Source organism: Corynebacterium oculi, from assembly GCF_001412105.1.
GTDB lineage: Bacteria > Actinomycetota > Actinomycetes > Mycobacteriales > Mycobacteriaceae > Corynebacterium > Corynebacterium oculi.
In genome coordinates this window covers 675,222-694,609 of the sequence record NZ_LKST01000001.1, presented here as the reverse complement: position 1 = coordinate 694,609, position 19,388 = coordinate 675,222, and the positions used below count along the sequence as shown (strand labels likewise).

General features: G+C 66.4%; 16 protein-coding genes. 5 read left to right on the top strand and 11 right to left on the bottom strand.

The features are described from left to right. The first annotated feature begins 169 nt into the window (after nt 1-169). The 5 genes from tkt (at nt 170) to pgl (ending at nt 6,683) form a co-directional block, all read left to right on the top strand. Complete coding sequence (gene tkt, locus Cocul_RS03290; protein WP_055121857.1) at nt 170-2,263, top strand: transketolase; 2,094 nt, start codon at nt 170-172, stop codon at nt 2,261-2,263. Nucleotides 2,264-2,299: 36 nt separating this feature from the next. Then, nucleotides 2,300-3,400 (top strand): transaldolase, encoded by a 1,101-nt coding sequence (tal, locus tag Cocul_RS03285; protein ID WP_055121856.1) that lies wholly within the window; start codon nt 2,300-2,302, stop codon nt 3,398-3,400. A 165-nt stretch (nt 3,401-3,565) separates the two neighbouring features. Further along, nucleotides 3,566-5,020, top strand: a complete 1,455-nt coding sequence (zwf, locus tag Cocul_RS03280) for a glucose-6-phosphate dehydrogenase (RefSeq protein ID WP_342669500.1) — start codon at nt 3,566-3,568, stop codon at nt 5,018-5,020. A gap of 15 nt (nt 5,021-5,035) precedes the next feature. Next, a complete protein-coding gene (locus Cocul_RS03275; RefSeq protein WP_055121854.1) occupies nt 5,036-5,959 on the top strand; it encodes a glucose-6-phosphate dehydrogenase assembly protein OpcA in 924 nt (307 codons plus the stop codon). Nucleotide 5,960: 1 nt separating this feature from the next. Continuing rightward, nucleotides 5,961-6,683: a 6-phosphogluconolactonase gene (gene pgl / locus Cocul_RS03270; protein ID WP_055121853.1), complete on the top strand. Its 723-nt coding sequence runs from the start codon at nt 5,961-5,963 to the stop codon at nt 6,681-6,683. On the opposite strand, the gene secG is transcribed toward pgl, so the two are convergent. The 11 genes from secG to ribH all read right to left on the bottom strand — a co-directional run bounded on the left by secG (nt 6,680) and on the right by ribH (nt 19,386). Then, nucleotides 6,680-6,913 (bottom strand): preprotein translocase subunit SecG, encoded by a 234-nt coding sequence (gene secG, locus Cocul_RS03265; RefSeq protein ID WP_055121852.1) that lies wholly within the window; start codon nt 6,911-6,913, stop codon nt 6,680-6,682. The genes pgl and secG overlap by 4 nt on opposite strands. A gap of 84 nt (nt 6,914-6,997) precedes the next feature. Further along, nucleotides 6,998-9,763, bottom strand: a complete 2,766-nt coding sequence (ppc, locus tag Cocul_RS03260) for a phosphoenolpyruvate carboxylase (RefSeq protein WP_055121851.1) — start codon at nt 9,761-9,763, stop codon at nt 6,998-7,000. A gap of 88 nt (nt 9,764-9,851) precedes the next feature. Next, nucleotides 9,852-10,634: a triose-phosphate isomerase gene (tpiA, locus tag Cocul_RS03255; RefSeq protein WP_055121850.1), complete on the bottom strand. Its 783-nt coding sequence runs from the start codon at nt 10,632-10,634 to the stop codon at nt 9,852-9,854. 33 nt (nt 10,635-10,667) lie between these two features. After that, nucleotides 10,668-11,885, bottom strand: coding sequence for a phosphoglycerate kinase (locus Cocul_RS03250; RefSeq protein ID WP_055121849.1), 1,218 nt, complete (start codon nt 11,883-11,885; stop codon nt 10,668-10,670). Nucleotides 11,886-11,973: 88 nt separating this feature from the next. Beyond that, nucleotides 11,974-12,981: a type I glyceraldehyde-3-phosphate dehydrogenase gene (gene gap / locus Cocul_RS03245; RefSeq protein ID WP_055121848.1), complete on the bottom strand. Its 1,008-nt coding sequence runs from the start codon at nt 12,979-12,981 to the stop codon at nt 11,974-11,976. Nucleotides 12,982-13,284: 303 nt separating this feature from the next. Beyond that, a complete protein-coding gene (gene whiA, locus Cocul_RS03240) occupies nt 13,285-14,316 on the bottom strand; it encodes a DNA-binding protein WhiA (RefSeq protein ID WP_055121847.1) in 1,032 nt (343 codons plus the stop codon). Nucleotides 14,317-14,330: 14 nt separating this feature from the next. Continuing rightward, nucleotides 14,331-15,290, bottom strand: coding sequence for a gluconeogenesis factor YvcK family protein (locus Cocul_RS03235; protein WP_055121846.1), 960 nt, complete (start codon nt 15,288-15,290; stop codon nt 14,331-14,333). A 9-nt stretch (nt 15,291-15,299) separates the two neighbouring features. Beyond that, nucleotides 15,300-16,187 carry an RNase adapter RapZ gene (gene rapZ, locus Cocul_RS03230; RefSeq protein ID WP_150114326.1) on the bottom strand — a complete coding sequence of 296 codons (888 nt, stop codon included), beginning with the start codon at nt 16,185-16,187 and terminating at the stop codon, nt 15,300-15,302. Between the two features lie 16 nt (nt 16,188-16,203). Then, entirely contained in the window at nt 16,204-18,276 is a 2,073-nt protein-coding gene (uvrC, locus tag Cocul_RS03225) for an excinuclease ABC subunit UvrC (protein WP_055121844.1), read from the bottom strand. A 25-nt stretch (nt 18,277-18,301) separates the two neighbouring features. After that, nucleotides 18,302-18,853, bottom strand: coding sequence for a PH domain-containing protein (locus Cocul_RS03220; RefSeq protein ID WP_055121843.1), 552 nt, complete (start codon nt 18,851-18,853; stop codon nt 18,302-18,304). A gap of 50 nt (nt 18,854-18,903) precedes the next feature. Then, entirely contained in the window at nt 18,904-19,386 is a 483-nt protein-coding gene (ribH, locus tag Cocul_RS03215; protein WP_055121842.1) for a 6,7-dimethyl-8-ribityllumazine synthase, read from the bottom strand. Nucleotides 19,387-19,388 lie beyond the last annotated feature (2 nt).

The following is a 19,388-nucleotide window of genomic DNA, read 5'->3' as shown; positions in this document are numbered from 1 at the left end:
TCATATCTCTCATCCGAGGCCGCGGGCGCGCATAATCCTTTTCACTCTATCGCGTGGTGGCGGCGGGACGAACATCGCCCGGGGCATGGCGGGTCTGGCTGTGGGAGGAGGAAAAACACTAAGGTGGTGTCTACGCCATTTTGCTGATACGAATGCGAGGATCCTTATCGTGTCCCTTTCCCCTGAGCTTCAGGCCCTCACCACACGCCGCTATCCCGAGGACTGGGCGGAGGTGGATACCCAGGCCGTAGACACCGCCCGCGTTTTGGCCGCCGACGCCGTGCAGAACTGCGGCAGCGGCCACCCCGGCACAGCCATGAGCCTGGCTCCCCTGGCCTACACCCTCTACCAGCGCGTGCTGCGCCACGATCCGTCCGATCCTGCCTGGGTGGGTCGCGATCGCTTCGTGCTCTCCGCCGGCCACTCCTCCCTTACCCAGTACATTCAGCTCTACCTGGGCGGCTTTGGTCTGGAGCTGGAGGATCTCAAGGCGCTGCGCACCTGGGGTTCGCTCACCCCCGGCCACCCCGAGTACGGCCACACCAAGGGCGTAGAGATGACCACGGGCCCGTTGGGCCAGGGCCTGGCCTCCGCCGTGGGCATGGCGATGGCCGCCCGCCGCGAGCGGGGGCTTTTCGATCCCGAGTCCGCCCCGGGGCAGTCCCCCTTTGACCATCACATCTACGTGATCGCCTCCGATGGTGATCTGGAGGAGGGCGTGACCGCCGAGGCCAGCTCCCTGGCTGGAACCCAGCAACTGGGCAATCTCATCGTTTTCTGGGACGATAACCGCATCTCCATCGAAGACGATACCCAGATCGCCTTCACCGAAGACGTGGTGGCGCGCTACCGGGCCTACGGCTGGCAGACCCTGGAGATCGAGGGCGGCGAGGACGTGGTGGCCCTGGAGGAGGCCGTGGCGCAGGCCAAGGCGGATACCTCTCGCCCCACCTTTATCCGCGTGCGCACCGTGATCGGCTACCCCGCGCCCACCCTGGCTAACACCGGCAAGGTGCACGGCGCGGCCCTGGGCGAGGAGGAGGTGGCCGGGGTGAAGGAGGCGCTGGGCTTCGATCCCCAGGAGCATTTTGCCGTCTCCTCGGAGGTCATTGAGCACACCCGCGCCCTGGTCGAGCGCGGTGCCCGCGCTCATACGGAGTGGAACGAGGGCTTCGCCCGCTGGGCGGAGGCCAACCCGGAGCGTCATGCCCTGTTCGAGCGGCTTTTCTCCGGTGAGCTTCCCCAGGGTTGGGACGCGGAGCTGCCCTCCTGGGAGCCGGACGCCAAGGGTGTGGCCACGCGCAAGGCGTCGGAAGCCGTGTTGCAGGCCCTGGGCGCTACCCTGCCGGAGCTGTGGGGCGGATCCGCCGACCTCGCGGGTTCCAATAACACCGTGATTAAGGCGGACGCTTCCTTCGGCCCGGAGGCGATCTCCACGGGGGCGTTCCAGGCGAACCCGTACGGGCGCAACCTGCACTTTGGTATCCGCGAGCACGCAATGGGCTCGATCCTCAACGGCATCGCCCTACACGGCCCCACCCGCCCGTATGGTGGAACCTTCCTCATCTTCTCCGATTACATGCGCCCCGCCGTGCGCCTGGCCGCGCTGATGGGCACGAACGTGTACTACGTGTGGACGCACGATTCCATCGGCCTGGGCGAGGACGGCCCCACCCACCAGCCGGTGGAGTCCCTGGCTGCGCTGCGGGCGATCCCGAACCTTGCGGTGCTGCGCCCCGCCGATGCCAACGAGACCGCTGCCGCGTGGCGGGCCGCCCTGGTGAGCGAGGGGCGCGGCCCCAAGGCCTTTGCCCTGACCCGCCAGAACGTGCCGGTGTTGGAGGGCACGAAGGAGCGCGCCGCGCAGGGCGTGGCCCGCGGGGCGTATGTGCTGGTGGAGGGCTCCGCATCCACCCCGGACGTGATCCTGATGGGTTCCGGCTCGGAGGTGCAGCTGGCGGTGGAGGCCGCGCGGGACCTCGAGGCCCAGGGGATCGCCGCCCGCGTGGTGTCCGTGCCGTGCCTGGATTGGTTTGCTCAGCAGGATCAGGAGTATATCGACGAGGTGCTGCCCCCCGAGGTCACCGCCCGCGTCTCCGTGGAGGCGGGGATCGCGATGCCGTGGCACCGCTTCCTGGGCACCCGGGGCCGCGCGGTATCCCTGGAGCACTACGGCGCCTCGGCCGATTATCAGCGCCTGTACCAGGAGTTTGGCATCACCGCGCAGGCCGTGGTGAACGCCGCCAAGGAATCCCTTGCCTAGCCCGTTCCCCACCTCCCCAGATCAAGGAGCACCCGCATGAGCACTACCGGCAACACCATCGAGCGCCTCGCGCAGATCGGCACGATGACCTGGCTGGATGATCTCTCCCGCGAGAGGATTACTTCCGGCAACCTAGCAAAGATGGTCGCCACCGACGGCGTCGTCGGCGTGACCACCAATCCGGCGATCTTCGCCGCCGCGATGTCCAAGGGCACCGCCTATGATGCGCAGATCGCGCAGCTGCGCGAGGCCGGAGCGGACGTTGACACGGCCGTCTACGCCATGAGCATCGAGGACGTTCGCGCCGCCTGCGACATTTTCGCGGAGGTATTCCGCGACACGAAGGGCCGCGACGGGCGCGTGTCCATCGAGGTTGATCCCCGCATCTCCGCCGATGCCCAGGCCACCCTGGCCCAGGCCCGCGAGCTGTGGCGGCAGGTGGATCGCCCCAACGTGATGATTAAGATTCCGGCCACCGAGGGCTCCCTGCCCGCCATTGCCGACGCCCTCGCGGAGGGGATCAGCGTGAACGTCACGCTGATCTTCTCCGTGGAGCGCTACCGCCGCGTCATCGAGGCCTACCAGGAGGGCATTCGCCGCGCCGCGCAGGCGGGCCACGACGTCTCCCGGATCTTCTCCGTGGCCTCCTTCTTTGTCTCGCGCATGGACACCGAGGTAGATAAGCGGCTGGAGGCCATCGGCACGCAGGAGGCCCTCGCTCTGCGGGGCAAGGCGGGGGTGGCCAACGCGCGCCTCGCCTACGGGCTCTTCCACGAGGCTTTCGGCTCCCCCGAGGCCGCCGATCTGCCCGAGGGCGCGCAGGTGCAGCGCCCGCTGTGGGCCTCCACCGGGGTCAAGAACCCCGAGTACCCGGCCACCCTCTACGTCGCTGAGCTGGCCGGGCCGCAGACCGTGAACACCATGCCGCAGGCCACGATCGACGCGGTTCTGGGCAGCGATGACCTCCACGGCGATTCCCTGACCGGTACCCAGGAGGAGGCCAAGGAGATCTTTGCCGCCCTGGAGCGCGTGGGGATCGACCTCGACGATGTGTTTGCGGTGCTAGAAAAGGAGGGCGTGGATAAGTTCGTGACCGCCTGGGAGGAACTGCTGGGCTCCATGAGCCAGCGCCTCTAGGCGGGCTCTCCGCACCACCCTCACGGGCATGGGGCCGGGGCCTGGGCGAGTATTATCGCCGCCCCGGCCACATGCTATTCATTCTGCGAAAGGGAGAAGAACGTGACCAACCCGCTCCGCGATCCGCGGGATAAGCGATTGCCCCTCATTGCGGGGCCCTCGGGCATGGTGATCTTTGGGGTCACCGGCGACCTCGCCCGGAAAAAACTCCTTCCGGCCATTTATGACCTCGCCAATAGGGGGCTTCTCCCGGCCGGCTTTACCCTGGTGGGATACGGCCGCAGGCAGTGGAGCAAGCAGGACTTTGAGGACTACGTGCTGGCCGCCGTGAAGGAGAAGGCCCGCACCGAGTTCCACCAGAACGTGTGGGACCGCCTGGCGGAGGGAATGCACTTTGTCACCGGCGATTTTGACGATGACTCCGCCTTTGATTACCTGGCCGAGACCCTGGCGCAAATGGACGCCACCCGCGGCACCTCCGGCAACTGGGCGCTATACCTCTCCGTGCCCCCGGGCTTTTTCTCCACCGTGTGCCACCAGCTAGAGCGCAGCGGCGTGGCCGAGGCCCCGGCGGGCTCCTGGCGGAGGGTGATTATTGAAAAGCCTTTCGGCCACGATCAGGAATCCGCCGAGGAACTCAACGGCATCGTCAACGCCGTGTTCCCGGAGTCCTCGGTTTTCCGCATCGATCACTACCTGGGCAAGGAGACGGTGCAGAATATCATGGCGCTGCGTTTTGCCAATCAGCTCTTCGAGCCGTTCTGGAACGCCCACTACATCGACCACGTGCAGATCACGATGGCCGAGGACATCGGCGTGGGCGGCCGCGCGGGCTATTATGACACGATCGGCGCGGCCCGCGACGTGATCCAAAACCACCTGATCCAGTTGCTCGCCCTGGTGGCGATGGAGGAGCCCATCTCCTTCTCCCCGCAGCAGCTGCGGGCGGAGAAGATCAAGGTGCTGCGCGCCACCAAGCCGGTGTATCCGTTAGAGGAAACCACCGCGCGTGGGCAGTACACCGCGGGCTGGCAGGGTTCCACCTACGTGCAGGGCCTGCGCGAGGAGGAGGGCTTCGATCCCGATTCCACCACGGAAACCTACGCCGCCTGCACCCTGGAGATCGCCTCGCGCCGCTGGGCGGGCGTGCCGTTTTACCTGCGCACCGGCAAGCGCCTGGGGCGACGGGTCACGGAGATCGCCCTGGTGTTTAAGTCCGTCCCGCACCACCTCTTTGGCCACCAGGAGGCCCCCGTGCTGGAGCACAATGCCGTGGTGATCCGCATCCAGCCAGACGAGGGCGTGCTCATGCGCTTTGGTTCCAAAGTTCCCGGCTCCGCCATGGAGGTGCGCGACGTAAACATGGACTTCTCCTACGCGGAGGCCTTTACCGAGGAATCCCCGGAAGCCTACGAGCGCCTGATCCTTGATGCCCTGCGCGATGAGTCCAGCCTCTTCCCCACCAACTCCGAGGTGGAGCTGAGCTGGAAGATCCTCGATCCGGTGCTGGAGCACTGGGTGGCCTCCGGCCAGCCGGACGAGTATCGGGCCGGAACCTGGGGGCCCGATTCCGCCGATCATATGCTCACCCGAACCGGCCGCGCCTGGCGGCGCCCCTAAAGAAAGGCATAGGACGTGATAATTGATCTGCCCAATACCACGACCCGTGATATTGCCGCGTCATTGCAGCACATTCACGAGACCACGGCGCAAACCACCGGCCGCGTGCTCACCCTCATCGTCATGGCCACCAGCGGCGACGACCTTCCCGAGATCATCAGGGTGACCACCGATGCCTCCTGGGAGCACCCCTCCCGCGTGCTCGTGCTGATCGACGGCGGCCCCGCCCGCAGCTCCGGGGTGGACGCGGAGATCCGCGTGGGCGGCACCGTGGGGGCCAGCGAGTTCGTCATCATGACCCTGCGTGGGGAGGTAGCGGCGCACGCCGACGCCGTGGTGACTCCCCTGCTCCTGCCGGATACCCCCATCGTGGTGTGGTGGCCCTCCGAGGCCCCGCCGGTGCCCGCCGAGCATCCCGTGGGCCGCCTGGCCCAGCGGCGGATCACGGATGGGGCTCGACAAACAGAGGGCTACACCCCCGGCGATTCCGATCTCTCCTGGGCTCGGATCACCCAATGGCGCGGGGTGGTGGCCTCCTCGCTGGACGCTCACCCGAAGGAAAACGTCACGGCCGTGAGCGTGAAGGGCCCGCGGGATAATCTCAGCATTGACCTCGCCGCTGGGTGGTTGGCCAGCCGCCTGGGGGTGCCCGTGCGCCGGGGCGTGGCCACCCATCAGATCAAGGGAGACCTGGAGCCCTGCGAGTTGCGGATGGAGTTCCCCAGCGGCCCCATCACCATTCACCATCGCAGCCACTCCACCATCTCGGTGCGCATGCCCCAGCGGCCGGAGTCGCTCGTGGCCATGAACCCCAGGTCCACGGCGGATTGCCTGGCGGAAGAACTGCGCCACCTCGACCCGGACGTAATCTATGCGGAGGCTTTGCGTGGGATCGGCGCGGTGGCCTTTGAGGACTCAGAGAATAGCGAGGAGAACTAGGATGCCGGATATTCGGCGCTATGCGGATCTTTCCGCGCTCGTGACCGCCGCGGCCGAGGGGGTGGCCGAGGTGATCCGGCGGGCGCAGTCCGGCGGGGACGGCTCCGCGCGGATCGTGCTCACCGGCGGTGGGGCGGGCATCGCGCTCCTGCGCAGCCTGCGCGAGCGCGGGGATATCAATTGGGAGCGCGTGCACGTCTTTTTTGGCGACGAACGCAACGTCCCCGTCAGCGATCCCGAGTCCAACGAGGGGCAGGCGCGCGCCGCCCTACTCGACGCCGTGGCGATCCCCCCGGAGAACATTCACGGCATGGGCCTGAACGGCGCCAACGGAGACGGAGCCCTCGTGGAGGAGTCCGCGCGGCGCTACGAGCGGGCATTGGAGCGCTATGCCCCGGAGGGCTTCGATCTGCACCTGCTGGGCATGGGCAGCGAGGGGCACATTAACTCCCTCTTCCCCCACTCCGCCGCCACCGCCGAGAGGCGACGCTGGGTGGTAGCCGTTCCTGATTCCCCCAAACCCCCGGCGCAGCGGGTGAGCCTCACCCTGCCCGCTATTGGCCGGGCCCAGCGGGTGTGGCTGCTGGTCTCCGGCGCCGCGAAGGCAGAAGCCGCGGCGGCGGTGGCGCGTAATGAAAACGCCACGCTCTGGCCCGCAGCGGGGGCACAGGGCGTGGCGGAGACGATCCTCTTCCTCGACGAGGAGGCCGCGAGCGCGCTCTAGGCGTAAGCCTGGATGAGGTTCAGGGCGATGATGCAGACAACCCAGATCAGCGCCACCACGATGGTGTAGCGATCAAGGTTCTTCTCCACCACGGTGGAACCGGAGAGGTTGGACTGCACGCCGCCGCCGAAGAGGCTGGACAGGCCGCCGCCCTTGCCCTTGTGCAGCAGCACCAGCACCGTCATGAGCACGGCGGCCAGCACAAGGATGATCTCAAACGCAAGAACCATGTCATTCCTTTTCAAGAATAAATCGGGGGAACTGCCCCCACCCTACACCACTGGCGGGGGCTCAAAGATCACCACACCGGCTATTTAACCGGAATTGCGCAGGGCCGTGGCGAGGCCATTCATGGTGAGCTGGATACCGGCGGTCACGCTATCGCGGTGATCTCCGGCGCGATAACGGCGCAGCAATTCCACCTGGATGATATTCAACGGCAGAAGGTAGGGGTAGCGCGAACGCACCGAGCGCGCCAGGGAGGGGTTATCCGCCAGGAGGTGTTCGCGTCCGGTGATCCGCTCGAACATCGCCAGGGTGAGGTCGTATTCCTCCTTGATCGTGCCGTAGATGCGCTCGGCCACCTCCTCGTTATCAATGAGGTTGGCGTAGAGCCTCGCCAGGCCCATCTCCGCCTTGCTCATCACCTGGGCCATGTTGGAGAGCACCGAGTTAAAGAAGGGCCAGCACTCGTTGAGCGCCCGCAATTCCTCCACGCGCTCCTGCGGGTTACTCCCCTGCTCGATCCACTCGTGAAGCGCGGTGCCCACGCCGAACCAGCCGGGCAGCATCACGCGGGACTGCGACCACGAGAGCACCCAGGGGATCGCGCGTAGATCGCTCAAAGACTTCGTCTGCTTGCGGGAGGAGGGCCGCGAACCGATGTTCAGGGCGCCTATTTCCTGCAAGGGGGTGGACTCCGTGAAGTACTGGATAAAACCGGGATCGCGGTGGGCGAGGTCGGAGTACTTGCGCTGGCTGGCCTCGGAGAGCCAGGCCATGATCTCGTAGGCGCGTTGGGGATCATCGAGGTCATTGACGTCAAGCACGCTGGCCTCCAGGGTGGCGGAGACGAGGGCCTCCAGGTTCCAGCGCGCGGTATCCCGCGAGCCGTACTTGGCGGAGATGATCTCTCCTTGCTCGGTGATCCGAACGGAGCCGGTAACCGCGCCATGAGGCTGTGCCAGGATGGCGTCGTACGAGGGGCCGCCGCCGCGCCCCACGGTGCCGCCGCGGCCGTGGAAGAGGCGTAGCCGCACCCCGTTCTCGCGGCACACGCGCACCACGTCCATCTCACCGCTGTACAGCGCCCAGTTGGCGGCAAAGTAGCCTCCGTCCTTGTTGGAATCGGAGTAGCCCAGCATGACCTCCTGGACGTCGCCGCGCTGGCGCAGGTACTCGCGGTAGAGGGGAATGCCCCAGAGCTTTTCCATAATGCCGGCGCCGGCATTGAGGTCGTCGATCGTCTCAAAGAGCGGGATGATATCCACCGTGCCGGTGGGGCTTTGTCCGTTGGCCTGGATCAGCCCCACCTCCTTGAGCAGAACCATCGGCTCCAGAATATCACTCACGGATTCCGCCATGGAGATGATGCAGTGTGGCACCGTCTGCGGGCCGAAGCGCTCCACGGAGGCCGCGGCCTGGCGGAAGATGCCCAGTTCGCGGTTGGTTTCCTCGCCATAGCCCGCGTGGCCGGTGGGCACGAGGGGGCGCGGGGTTTCCAGCTCGCGCACCAGAAGCGCGATCTTTTCCTCCTCGCTGAGATCCCGGTAGTTCTCGGTCACGCGCGCCACGCGGAGGATCTCGGTGAGCACATCGGCATATCTCTCGGAGTTCTGGCGAATATCCATCGAATACAGGTGGAAGCCAAAGCTCTGCACCGCCACGCGCAGGCGCGCCAGGCGGTCATCGGCGATGATGTCATCCTTGCTGATGCGCAGGGAGGCGTCGATAATGGCCAGGTCCGCGGCGAACTCCTCGGCGGAGGCGTAGGGCTCGTGGGTGCGGTGCCACTGCCCCTCCACCGCATCCTCCCCGATGAGCGCGGTGATGGTGGCGAGCATCCGGCCGCGCACGCCGTGCAGGGCGCGGCGATACGGCTCATCGACGCGGCTGGGCACGTCGTTGTGGCCGCGCTCGGCCAGCGCGTAGAGATCCACGCTGACCTCGCTCATGCGATCCGAGATGCTCAGCTCGTGCTCCAGCCTGTGCAGCTCCGAGCAATAGTATTGGAGCGCCGTGTGCGCGGCGCGGCGGGTGGCGTAATCCAGGGTCTCGGCGGTGACGTAGGGGTTACCATCGTGATCGCCGCCGATCCAGGAACCCGGACGGATGATCGCGTGCGGGGGAACCTCGCGGCCCAGGGCGCGGCGCAGCCGGGCGACCACCTCCAGGTTGATCCGCGGAATCTCCTCCAGCAGGCTCAACTTGTAATAGCGCAGGCCCACCTCGATCTCGTCCTCGATGCGGGGCCGGGCCACGCGGATCAGCGCGGTCTGCCACAGCACGGTGAGGCGGCGGCGAATGTCGGCGTCGATAGCCTCCAGGTCGCGCTGCGCGTACACGTTCTGCGGGCCACCGAGCAGCGCGTGGCGACGCCGCATGGCCTTGGCGATGTGCTTTTGGGCATCGAACACGGTGCGGCGGCGCGTCTCGGTGGGATGCGCGGTGAGCACCGGGGCCACCAGCGTGTGCGGCAGCTCCTCGGCCAGATCCTCGGGGGGAACCGCCGCCTCCCGGAACTTCGCCCAGGTGGCCTCCAGGGTGGAATCCGGGGCCGGGGCCCCGCTGCGCTGGTGCTCCAGGCGGGAGCGCTCATCATGAATGTCCTCGGCGAGGTTGGCCATGAGCGCAAAGTGGCTAAAGGCGCGGATCACCGGCTCGGCGCGGTCGGGGTCGATGTCGCGGAACATGTCCACGAGCGCGCCCATATCGGCCTCCTGCCCGGCAACATCAAAGGCCTGGCGGCGGGCCGATTCCACGAGATCAAAGACCTCCGGGCCCTCCTGCTGGGCGATGACCTCACCGAGGATACGGCCGAGGTAACGAATATCGTCTTGGAGATTAATCGGGTTCTCCACGGGTGTGGGGTGTCCTTCCTAGCAACGCCGCGATACCACCCAGGCGGGTGCGCTGGGGGCATCGCGGCGTTTTCTCGGGTGCTTCCGGTTAGTTCAGCGGGCCAGCGGCGTTAGCGGCGAGTTTGGCAAAGGCCTGCCCGTCCAGGGAGGCCCCGCCCACCAGGCCGCCATCCACGTCCGGCTGCCCCACGATCTCCGCCACGGTATCGGCCTTAACCGAGCCCCCGTAGAGGATGCGCATGCCTTCGGCCACCTCCTCGCCGGCGAGATCGCGGATCAGGTTGCGCAGGGCGTGGCACACCTCCTGGGCGTCGGCGGCGGAGGCCACCTTGCCGGTGCCGATGGCCCACACCGGCTCATAAGCGATCACGGTGCGGGAAAGCTCCTCGGCGCTCAGGCCCTCCAGGGAGGCTTTAGTCTGCTCCACCACGTACTCCACGTGGGTGCCCTTCTCCCGAACCTCCAGCGGCTCGCCCACGCACACGATGGGCGAGATGCCCTTGCCCAGGGCGGCCTTGGACTTGGCCGCCACCTGGGCGTTCGTCTCCCCGTGGTATTCGCGGCGCTCGGAGTGGCCCGTGACCACCCAGGAGCAGCCCAACTTGGCCAGCATGGTGGCGGAAATCTCGCCGGTATAAGCCCCGGACTCGTGCTCGGAAACGTCCTGGGCGCCGTAGGTGATCTGGAGCTTATCGCCCTCCACCAGGGTCTGCACGGAACGCAGATCCGTGAAGGGGACGGTGACCGCCACATCGACCTTCTCGTAGTATTCCTTGGGAAGGGCAAAAGCGAGCTTCTGCACGGTGGCGATGGCCTCAAGGTGATCGAGGTTCATCTTCCAGTTACCGGCAATCAGGGGGGTACGTGCCATGAGGAAAAGCCTTTCTTGATTGGGGGTGTGGTTTTAAGAGTTGAGGACGGCCACGCCGGGGAGTTCCTTGCCCTCAAGGAACTCCAGGGAGGCCCCGCCGCCGGTAGAGATGTGGGAGAAACCCTCCTCGTCAAGCCCCAGCGCGCGCACGGAGGCCGCGGAGTCCCCGCCACCCACCACGGTGAAGGAGCCGTTCTTGGCCGTGGCGTCAATGATCGCCTGGGCCACACCCGCGGTGCCCCGGGAGAAGGCCTCGAACTCGAATACGCCCATCGGGCCGTTCCAGAACACCGTCTTGGACTCAGCCAGAACCTTGGCGAAGGCGCCCACGGACTCCGGCCCGATGTCCAAGGACTGCCAGCCCTCCGGGATGGCGTCGAGGGAAACCACGGTGTTCTCCGCATCCGCGGCAAAATCCGCGGCGGCCACCAGATCCACGGGCAACACGATCTTCTCCCCGAAGCGCTCCAGCAGGTCTGCGCAGGTGGACACCATTTCCTCCTGCAGAAGGGACTTCTGCACGTTATAGCCCTGGGCGGCAAGGAACGTGTAGCACATGCCGCCGCCGATGATGAGGTGATCGGCCTTCTGCGCCAGGGCCTCGATCACGCCGAGCTTATCGGAAACCTTGGAGCCGCCCAGCACCACCACGTAGGGGTGCTCGGGGTTGGCGGCCACCTTCTCTAGCACCTCAACCTCCTTGCTCACCAAGTACCCCGCGTAGGCCGGAAGGCGCTTGGCCACGTCGTACACGGAGGCCTGGGCGCGGTGCACCACGCCAAAACCATCGGAAACGAAGGCACCGTTATCGGCGGCCAGCGCCACGAGCTCATCGGCAAAGGCACCGCGCTCGGCCTCGTCCTTAGAGGTCTCCCGGGGATCAAAGCGCACGTTTTCCACCAGCAGAACGTCGCCGTCGTTGAGCCCGTTGGCGCGCTCGTGGGCGTCCTCCCCCACGACGTCGCTGGCCAGGGCCACGTACTGGCCCAGGGCCTCGGAGAGCGCCTCGGCCACCGGGGCGAGCGAGAACTTCGGGTTCACCTCGCCCTTGGGGCGGCCCAGGTGCGCGGTGACGATCACCTTGGCACCGCCCTCTACCAGGGCCTTGAGGGTGGGCAGGGAGGCGTGAATGCGGCCGGGATCGGTGATCTCCCCGGCGTCATTGAGCGGGACGTTGAAGTCTGAGCGCACCAGAATGTGGCGGCCTTCCACGCCCTCGTTGAGCAGGTCAGAAATGGTCTTGATGGTCATAATGTCTCTCATTCCTTTCAGAGCTAAGAAAAATGCGGCCCCGGTGTGCCGGAGGCACACCCCGGACCGCAGGGGACAAACGCACCAACTATGCAAGCTTGGAGGCCACGTGCTCCGTCAGGCGCAGCAGCTGGCAGGTGTAGCCCCACTCGTTGTCGTACCAGGAAACCACCTTCACCTGCTTGCCGATGACCTTGGTCAGGCCGGCGTCAAAGATGGAGCCGTGGGAATCGGTCACGATGTCATGGGAGACGATCGGATCCTCGGTGTAGGCCAGGGTATCGGCCATGGCGCCCTCGGCGGCGGCCTTGATAGCGGCGTTCACGGACTCCACGCTGACCTCTTCCTTGGCGGTGAAGGTCAGGTCGGTGGCGGAGCCGGTAATCACGGGCACGCGCAGAGCGTAGCCGTCCAGCTTGCCCTTAAGCTCGGGCAGCACCAGGGAAACGGCCTTGGCCGCGCCGGTGGAGGTGGGAACGATGTTCACGGCGGCGGCGCGGGCGCGGCGCAGATCCTTGTGCGGGGCGTCGTGGAGGCGCTGGTCGCCGGTGTAGGCGTGCACGGTGGTCATCAGGCCCTCCTCGATGCCAAAGGCATCGTTGAGCACCTTGGCCATCGGAGCCAGGCAGTTGGTGGTGCAGGAGGCACCGGAGATGACGGTGTGCTTCTCCGGGTCGTAATCCTCGTGGTTCACGTTGTACACAAAGGTGGCGTCCTCATTCTTCGCCGGGGCGGAGATGATGACCTTCTTTGCGCCACCCTCCAGGTGAGCCTTGGCGGCCTCGGCATCGGTGAAGAAGCCGGTGGACTCGATCACGATGTCCACGTTGTGCGCAGCCCAATCCAGGTTCTTCGGATCGCGCTCGGCGGAAACGGCGATGCGCTTGCCACCCACGGTGATGGAATCATCATCGAACTCGACGTCCTGGTCCAGCTTGCCCAGGATCGAGTCATACTTCAGCAGCGTGGACAGGGTCTGATTATCGGTCAGATCGTTCACGGCGACGACCTCCAGGGCCTCGCTGCGCTGAAGAACGGCGCGGAAGAAGTTGCGGCCAATGCGGCCAAAGCCGTTGATGCCAACACGAATGGTCACTATAAAACTCCTCTAGGTTTGAGAGTGGTGTCCAAAGCGCCCTGGAGCGCTTTGCCTCACGAGGACGAGTGTACCGGCCTCCGCCCGCGCCCGCAGGCAGATAACCAGAAATAACCTCACAAATACGGAAAAGAGAGAACCGGGAAATCGAGGGTTTTCCGCCCGCACGGGCTACCCTCCCCCACGAAAAGCGGAAAATTACCCCCACTTGGGGGCAGGCAAGCAATCCCCGCCACGCAATATCGCCCCACACCCCTAAAAAGTGATCCTTACCACTTTTTATTCGGCTTCCTCTTCCCCTTCCTATTCCTCGCCTTCGAAGCCCTCAAGCATCTCCTCGGTGAGCGCGGAGCGGGTGTCCTCCACCCCCTCCTCCTGGGCCTTCTTGTCCGCCATGGAGAGCAGGCGGCGAATCCTCCCCGCGATGGCATCCTTGGTCATCGGCGGATCGGCAAGGCGGCCCAATTCCTCCAGGGAGGCCTGGCGGTGCTCCACCCGCAAGTATCCGGCCTCCGCTAGGTACTCGGGGACGTCATCGCCCAGCAGTTCCATCGCGCGCTCCACGCGGGCGGCCGCCGCCACGGCCGCCCGAGCCGAACGGCGCAGGTTGGCGTCATCAAAGTTGACCAGGCGATTGGTGCCCAGCAGTTCCTCGCGTTCCCGGCGCAACACGTCCCATTCCAGGCGCGTGTGCTGGGCCCCCATGCGGGTGAGCAGGGCGCCGATGGCATCGGCCTCGCGCACCACCACCTTGTGCACGCCGCGCGTCTCCTTGGTCTTGGCCACCATACCCAGGCGACGGGCGCAGCCCACCAAGGCCAAGCCCGTTTCCTCCCGGGGGCAGGTCACCTCCAGGGATACGGCCCGCCCCGGGGCGGCCAGCCGACCCCGTGCCAAAAAGGCACCCCGCCAGGCGGCCTCCACATCGCTGATGGTGCCGGAGACCACCTGGGGCGGCAGCCCCACGACGATGACCCCGGTGGGGCCCACCAGCCCGGTGCGGCGCACCACCTCCATCGCCTCGTAGCCAAGGGTCAGCAGGTGCCGGGGGGCCTTGCGGCCCTGCCCGGATCCGCCGGGGCGCACGGTGCGCAGCCGGGCGCTGACGCCAAAGAGCGCCTCGATTTCCGTGCGCAGGCGCTTGGCGGCCGCCAGGGAATCCAACTCCGCCTCCACCAGCAGGGAGCCGCCATCGTTCATCATGGTAGAACTGCATCTCAGCATGGCGGCCACTTCCGCGATCCGGGCCGCCGCACTGCGGGTTTCCACGGCGGCCAGTTCCGCCTTCGCCTTAGCGGTCAGCTCCGCGCCGCCGAGTTCCTTCTGCCTTTCCATAGTGCCGAGCCAGTTTAGTCTGTGGCGGCAAGCGAGCGTAACGCGGCGGCGAGTTTCGCCGGGTCGTGTCGGTTGGTCCGGCGGCCGTCCTCCCCCACGGCCTCCACGTCCGCGAACTCCACCTCGGCACCCAGGCGGGCGGCGGCGCGCTCGATATGGGAGCGTTCACCCTTGGTGGGAATCGAGTAGGCGTCGATGAGGATACGATCCACCCGCAACGCCGGGGCATGTTGGGACAGCATGTGCAGGTGGCGCTCGGAGGAGAAGCCCTGCGTCTCCCCCGGCTCCGCAGAAAGGTTCAGCACCACGATCTTCTGCGCGGAGGTGGCGTTGAGGGCCTCCACGATGCCGGGTACCAGCAGGTGCGGGATCACGCTGGAGAACCACGATCCCGGGCCCAGCGTCACCACATCGGCCTGGGTGATCGCCTCCTGCGCTTCGGGGTTGGCGGCGGGTTCCTCCGGCAGGAGGCGCACCCGGCGCACCGATCCGGGCGTGGAGGCCACCGCCACCTGGCCGCGCACGGGGCGCATGATCCGGGGGTCGTCGTCAAGGCCGGAGACGTCCGCCTCGATGTCCAGCGGCTGCAAGCACATGGGAATCACGCGCCCGCGCGAACCGGTGAGCCGCGCGACGGTGTCCAGGGCCCGCTGGGTGCTGCCCAGCACCTCTTCCAGGCCGGAGATGAGCAGGTTACCCACGGCGTGCCCGGCCAGGGCCCCGTGGCCGCCAAAGCGATGCTGCAAGGCGGTGGCCCACATCTGATCCTCGGGAGCGTCCCCCGCCAGGGCCGCGAGCGCCATGCGCAGGTCACCCGGGGGGATCATTTGCAGCTCGCGCCGGATTCGGCCGGAGGAACCGCCGTCATCGGCAACGGTCACGATCGCGGTAATGGTCGTGGGTTCACACAGGCGGTCGGCGCGCAGCGTCTGAAAAAGGCCGTGCCCGCCGCCCAGGCTCACGATGTGCTCCATGCTCTCCCCTTAATCCCGGGCGATGTCGCGGTGCACGATATTCACGCTGAGATCCTCGCGCTCCCGCAGGCGCCGTCCGATCTCCTCCGAGATGGCCACGGAGCGGTGGTGCCCGCCGGTGCATCCGATGGAGACGGTCACGAAGTTCTTGCCCTCGTGGCGGTACCCCTGCTGCATGGAATCAAGCATCTGCAAAAAGTTACGCACGAAGGGCTCCGCGTCCTGCTGTTCTAGCACGTATTGGGCCACGGCGGCGTCGGTACCGCGATAGGCGCGCAGCTCCGGCTTCCAGTAGGGATTGGGTAAAAAGCGCACGTCCACCGTGATGTCCGAGTCCCGGGGCACGCCGTGCTTAAAGCCAAAGGATTGCACGGTGACATGGCGGCGCTTATCGACGCTCCGGCCAAAGGTTTCCTCGATCCTGCGGCGCAGATCGTGCACGGAAAGGTCGGAGGTATCCAGGGTGACGTCCGCGTCCTCCTTGATCTCGCTGAGCACCCGACGCTCGCGGGCGATGCCCTCCAGCAGGGTATCCTCCCCCTGCAAGGGGTGGGTGCGGCGCACGCTATCGAAGCGCTTAATCAGCACGTCATCGCGGGCGTCGAGGAATAAAATGGTGGGGGCCAGGCCACGGGCGCGCAACTCCTCTAGGGTTTGGAGCATGTTGCCGCGGAACATGCGCGCCCGCACGTCGGTGACCATAGCCACCTTGCTCACCGGGGAATCCTCCGCGTCGCACAGGGAGGCCAGTTGCAGAATCAACTCCGGGGGGAGGTTATGCGCCACGTACCAATCCCGATCCTCAAAGACCTTGGCGGCCGTGGACAGGCCCGCCCCGGACATTCCCGTAATCAGCATGGGGGGTTGAACAAGATGGTGCAGCGTCGTGGCGGTCATGGCGGCCATTGTAGCGCTAGGCCTCCGGGTGCAGGCCGGCGTAGACCGCCTGCGCCAGGGCCGGGCCAAAACCCTTGACCGCCTCGATCTCCTCCACGCTGGCCTCCTTGAGCTTTTTCAGGGAGCCAAAGTGCCGCACCAACTCCGTGCGCCGGGCCTGGCCTAAGCCACGAATATCGTCCAGCTCGGAGCGGCGCATCCTCTTGGAGCGCTGCTGCCGGTGATAGGTGATGGCAAAGCGGTGGGCCTCGTCCCGAATCTGTTGCAGCAGGTAGAGCCCCTGAGAGTTGCGGGGCAGGATCACCGGATCCTCCTCTCCCGGCACCCACAGTTCCTCTAAGCGCTTGGCCAGGCCCACCAGGGTGACGTCGATGATGCCCAGCTCATCAAAGACCCGCTGCGCCGCCGCCACCTGGGGCGCGCCGCCGTCCACGATGAACAATTGCGGAGGGTAGGCAAAGCGCCTGGTCGCGGCGCTCTCCGTGCTCATCTCCGTCACCTTCTCATCGCTAAACGTGGAGCCGTCAAACTCCTCGGCCTCCGGCACCTCGGAGCTCTGGGAGTGATGGCGCAGGAAGCGCCGCCTGGTGATCTCCGCGATGGAACCCACGTCATCGCTGCGCCCCTCCCCGGCCGCCTCCTTGATGCGGTACCGGCGGTAATCGGACTTCCTGGGCAGGCCGTCCTCGAACACCACCAGGGAGGCCACCACGTCGGTGCCTTGAAGGTGGGAAATATCCGTGCACTCGATGCGCAGCGGCGCCACCTCCATGCCCAGGGCGTCCTGAATGTCCTGGATCGCCGCCGAGCGTGCCGTCAAATCGCCCACCCGCTTCAACTTGTGCTGGCGCAGGGCCTCCCTCGCGTTGCGCTCCACCGTCTCCGCCAAGGCGCGCTTATCGCCGCGCTGCGGAACGCGAATCTCCACCGGGCCGCCGCGCATTTCGCGCAGCGCGCGGGCGGTCTCCTCCGGGTCCTGGGGTAGAGCCTGCACCAGGATCGTGCGGGGAATCACCTGGCTGCGGCGCTGCGGCTGGTGGGAGAGCTGATCCACTCCACGGCGGCGAACCCACTCCGCGTCCTCCTTGTCCTCCTGATCCGCGCGTTCGGCGGCATCTCCATAGAACTGCACCAGGAAGTTCTGCATGAGCGCCGGGAGGGCGGGATCGGGCTGGCCCTCCTCCAGGGGCTCGCTGCCCCCGGCCTGATCCCCGGACTTTTCCACCACCCAGCCGCGTTGGCCGCGCACCCGGCCGCCGCGCACGTGGAAGATCTGCACCGCGGCCTCCAACTCGTCGGTGGAAAAGGCAATGATGTCGGCGTCGGTTCCGTCGCCCAGCACCACGGATTGCTGCTCCGTGAGTTTTTCCATCGCCCCCAGGTCATCGCGCAGCCGGGCGGCGCGCTCAAACTCCAGCTCCTCGGCGGCGCGCTCCATCTGCGCGGTGAGGCGCTTGCGCACGGCGTCGGTATGCCCCTGGAGGAAGGAGCAAAAACCCTCCGCGATCTCCCGGTGCTCCGCCTCGGTTACCCGGCCCACGCAGGGCGCGGCGCATTTGTCGATGTAGCCCAAAAGGCAGGGCCGCCCCAGCTGCTCATGGCGGTTGAATATCCCCTTGGTGCAGGTGCGCATGGGGAAGATCCGGGTGAGCAGATCCAGGGTCTCGCGCACCGCCCAGGCGTGGGAATAGGGGCCAAAGTACCGCACCCCCTTGCGGCGCGGGCCCCGGAAGAAAAACGCGCGGGGAAACCGCTCGTTCATGGACACCGCGAGCATGGGGTAGGTTTTATCGTCCCGATACTTCACGTTAAAGCGCGGGTCGAAGCGCTTGATCCACGTGTATTCCAGTTGCAGGGCCTCCACCTCGCTGCCCACCACCGTCCACTCCACGGAGGAGGCGGTGAGCACCATCTGGCGGGTGCGCGGGTGCAGCTGGGTGATGTCCTGAAAGTAATTGGACAGGCGGGAACGCAGGTTCTTTGCCTTGCCCACGTAGATCACCCGGCCGTCATCCCCGCGGAACTTGTACACCCCGGGGTCGGTGGGAATGGTGCCGGGGGCGGGGCGGTAGGTGGTGGGATCGGCCATTCTTTCCGTGCCTTCCTTCCCCCCGCTAATCCTGCGGCATGTACTGAGTTTCTAGGGCGCGGAAGGCCTCCACGTCCTTGACGATGCTGGCCCGATCGGCGGACTGCATGGCCCACATGGGCACGTACTCAAAATCGGGCAATTCCAGGCGCGCCATGCGCGAACCCCGGGGAAAGGCCAGGCCATAGATCACGGACCAGTGATAAAACCGGGTGCCGATGAAGTTGCGCACCTCCACCCCGTCCTCGTTCACCCGCACCCTGGGGCGGGTGAAACCGATGAACACCACGATGGAGATCACCACGCCCACGCCGAAGAACGCGAAGCGATCAATGGTAGTCAGGGCGGCCCCGGTATCCCCCACCCCCACCACGGCGGACATGAAGATGTGCACTGCCATGATGACCGCCACGGCCACCCAGGCCAGCAGGCGCATGCGCGGAGAGGTAATCACCAGCTCCCACGGCTTCGTGGACACCATCGCGGTGGGGTCTGCGGCGTTATACCGCTGGAGGTCGGCCTCACTGAGCTCACTATGTTCACTGAGTGACTCGCTCGGTTGCTTGCTCGTATCCACCTTGTACTTACCTCTGCCTCGTGTGCTTGGCTCGCCCCAAAGAACTAACTTTAGCCCGTAATTCCCCGCAAGACCAGGGCGGTGTGCAGGGCAGCGACCGCCGCCTCCGAGCCCTTGTCCTCCAGCGCGCCCTCGCCCCCGGAACGCTCCACCGCCTGCTCGTAGGTGTAGGTGGTCAGCACGCCGTTGCCCACCGGGGTGGCCTCGGCGAGCGCGATGCGGGCCAGGCCCTCCATCACGGAATCGCAGACGTATTGGAAGTGCGGGGTGCCGCCCTCGATCACACAGCCCAGGGCCACCACGGCGTCGTAGCGTCGGGCCAGCTCCTGCGCCACCACCGGGATCTCCAGGGCGCCGATCACCCGGAACTCGTCCACGCTGGCCCCGGCCTGCCGGGCCGTGGCCACCGCGCGGGAGTGCAGCTGATCGCAAATCTCCTTGTTCCAGGTGGAGGTAATCACCGCCACCTTAAGGCCGGTGGCGTCGAGGGTGTCTGCCGAGGTGCCCACGGAGGGCAGGCCTTCCTTGGCCATCT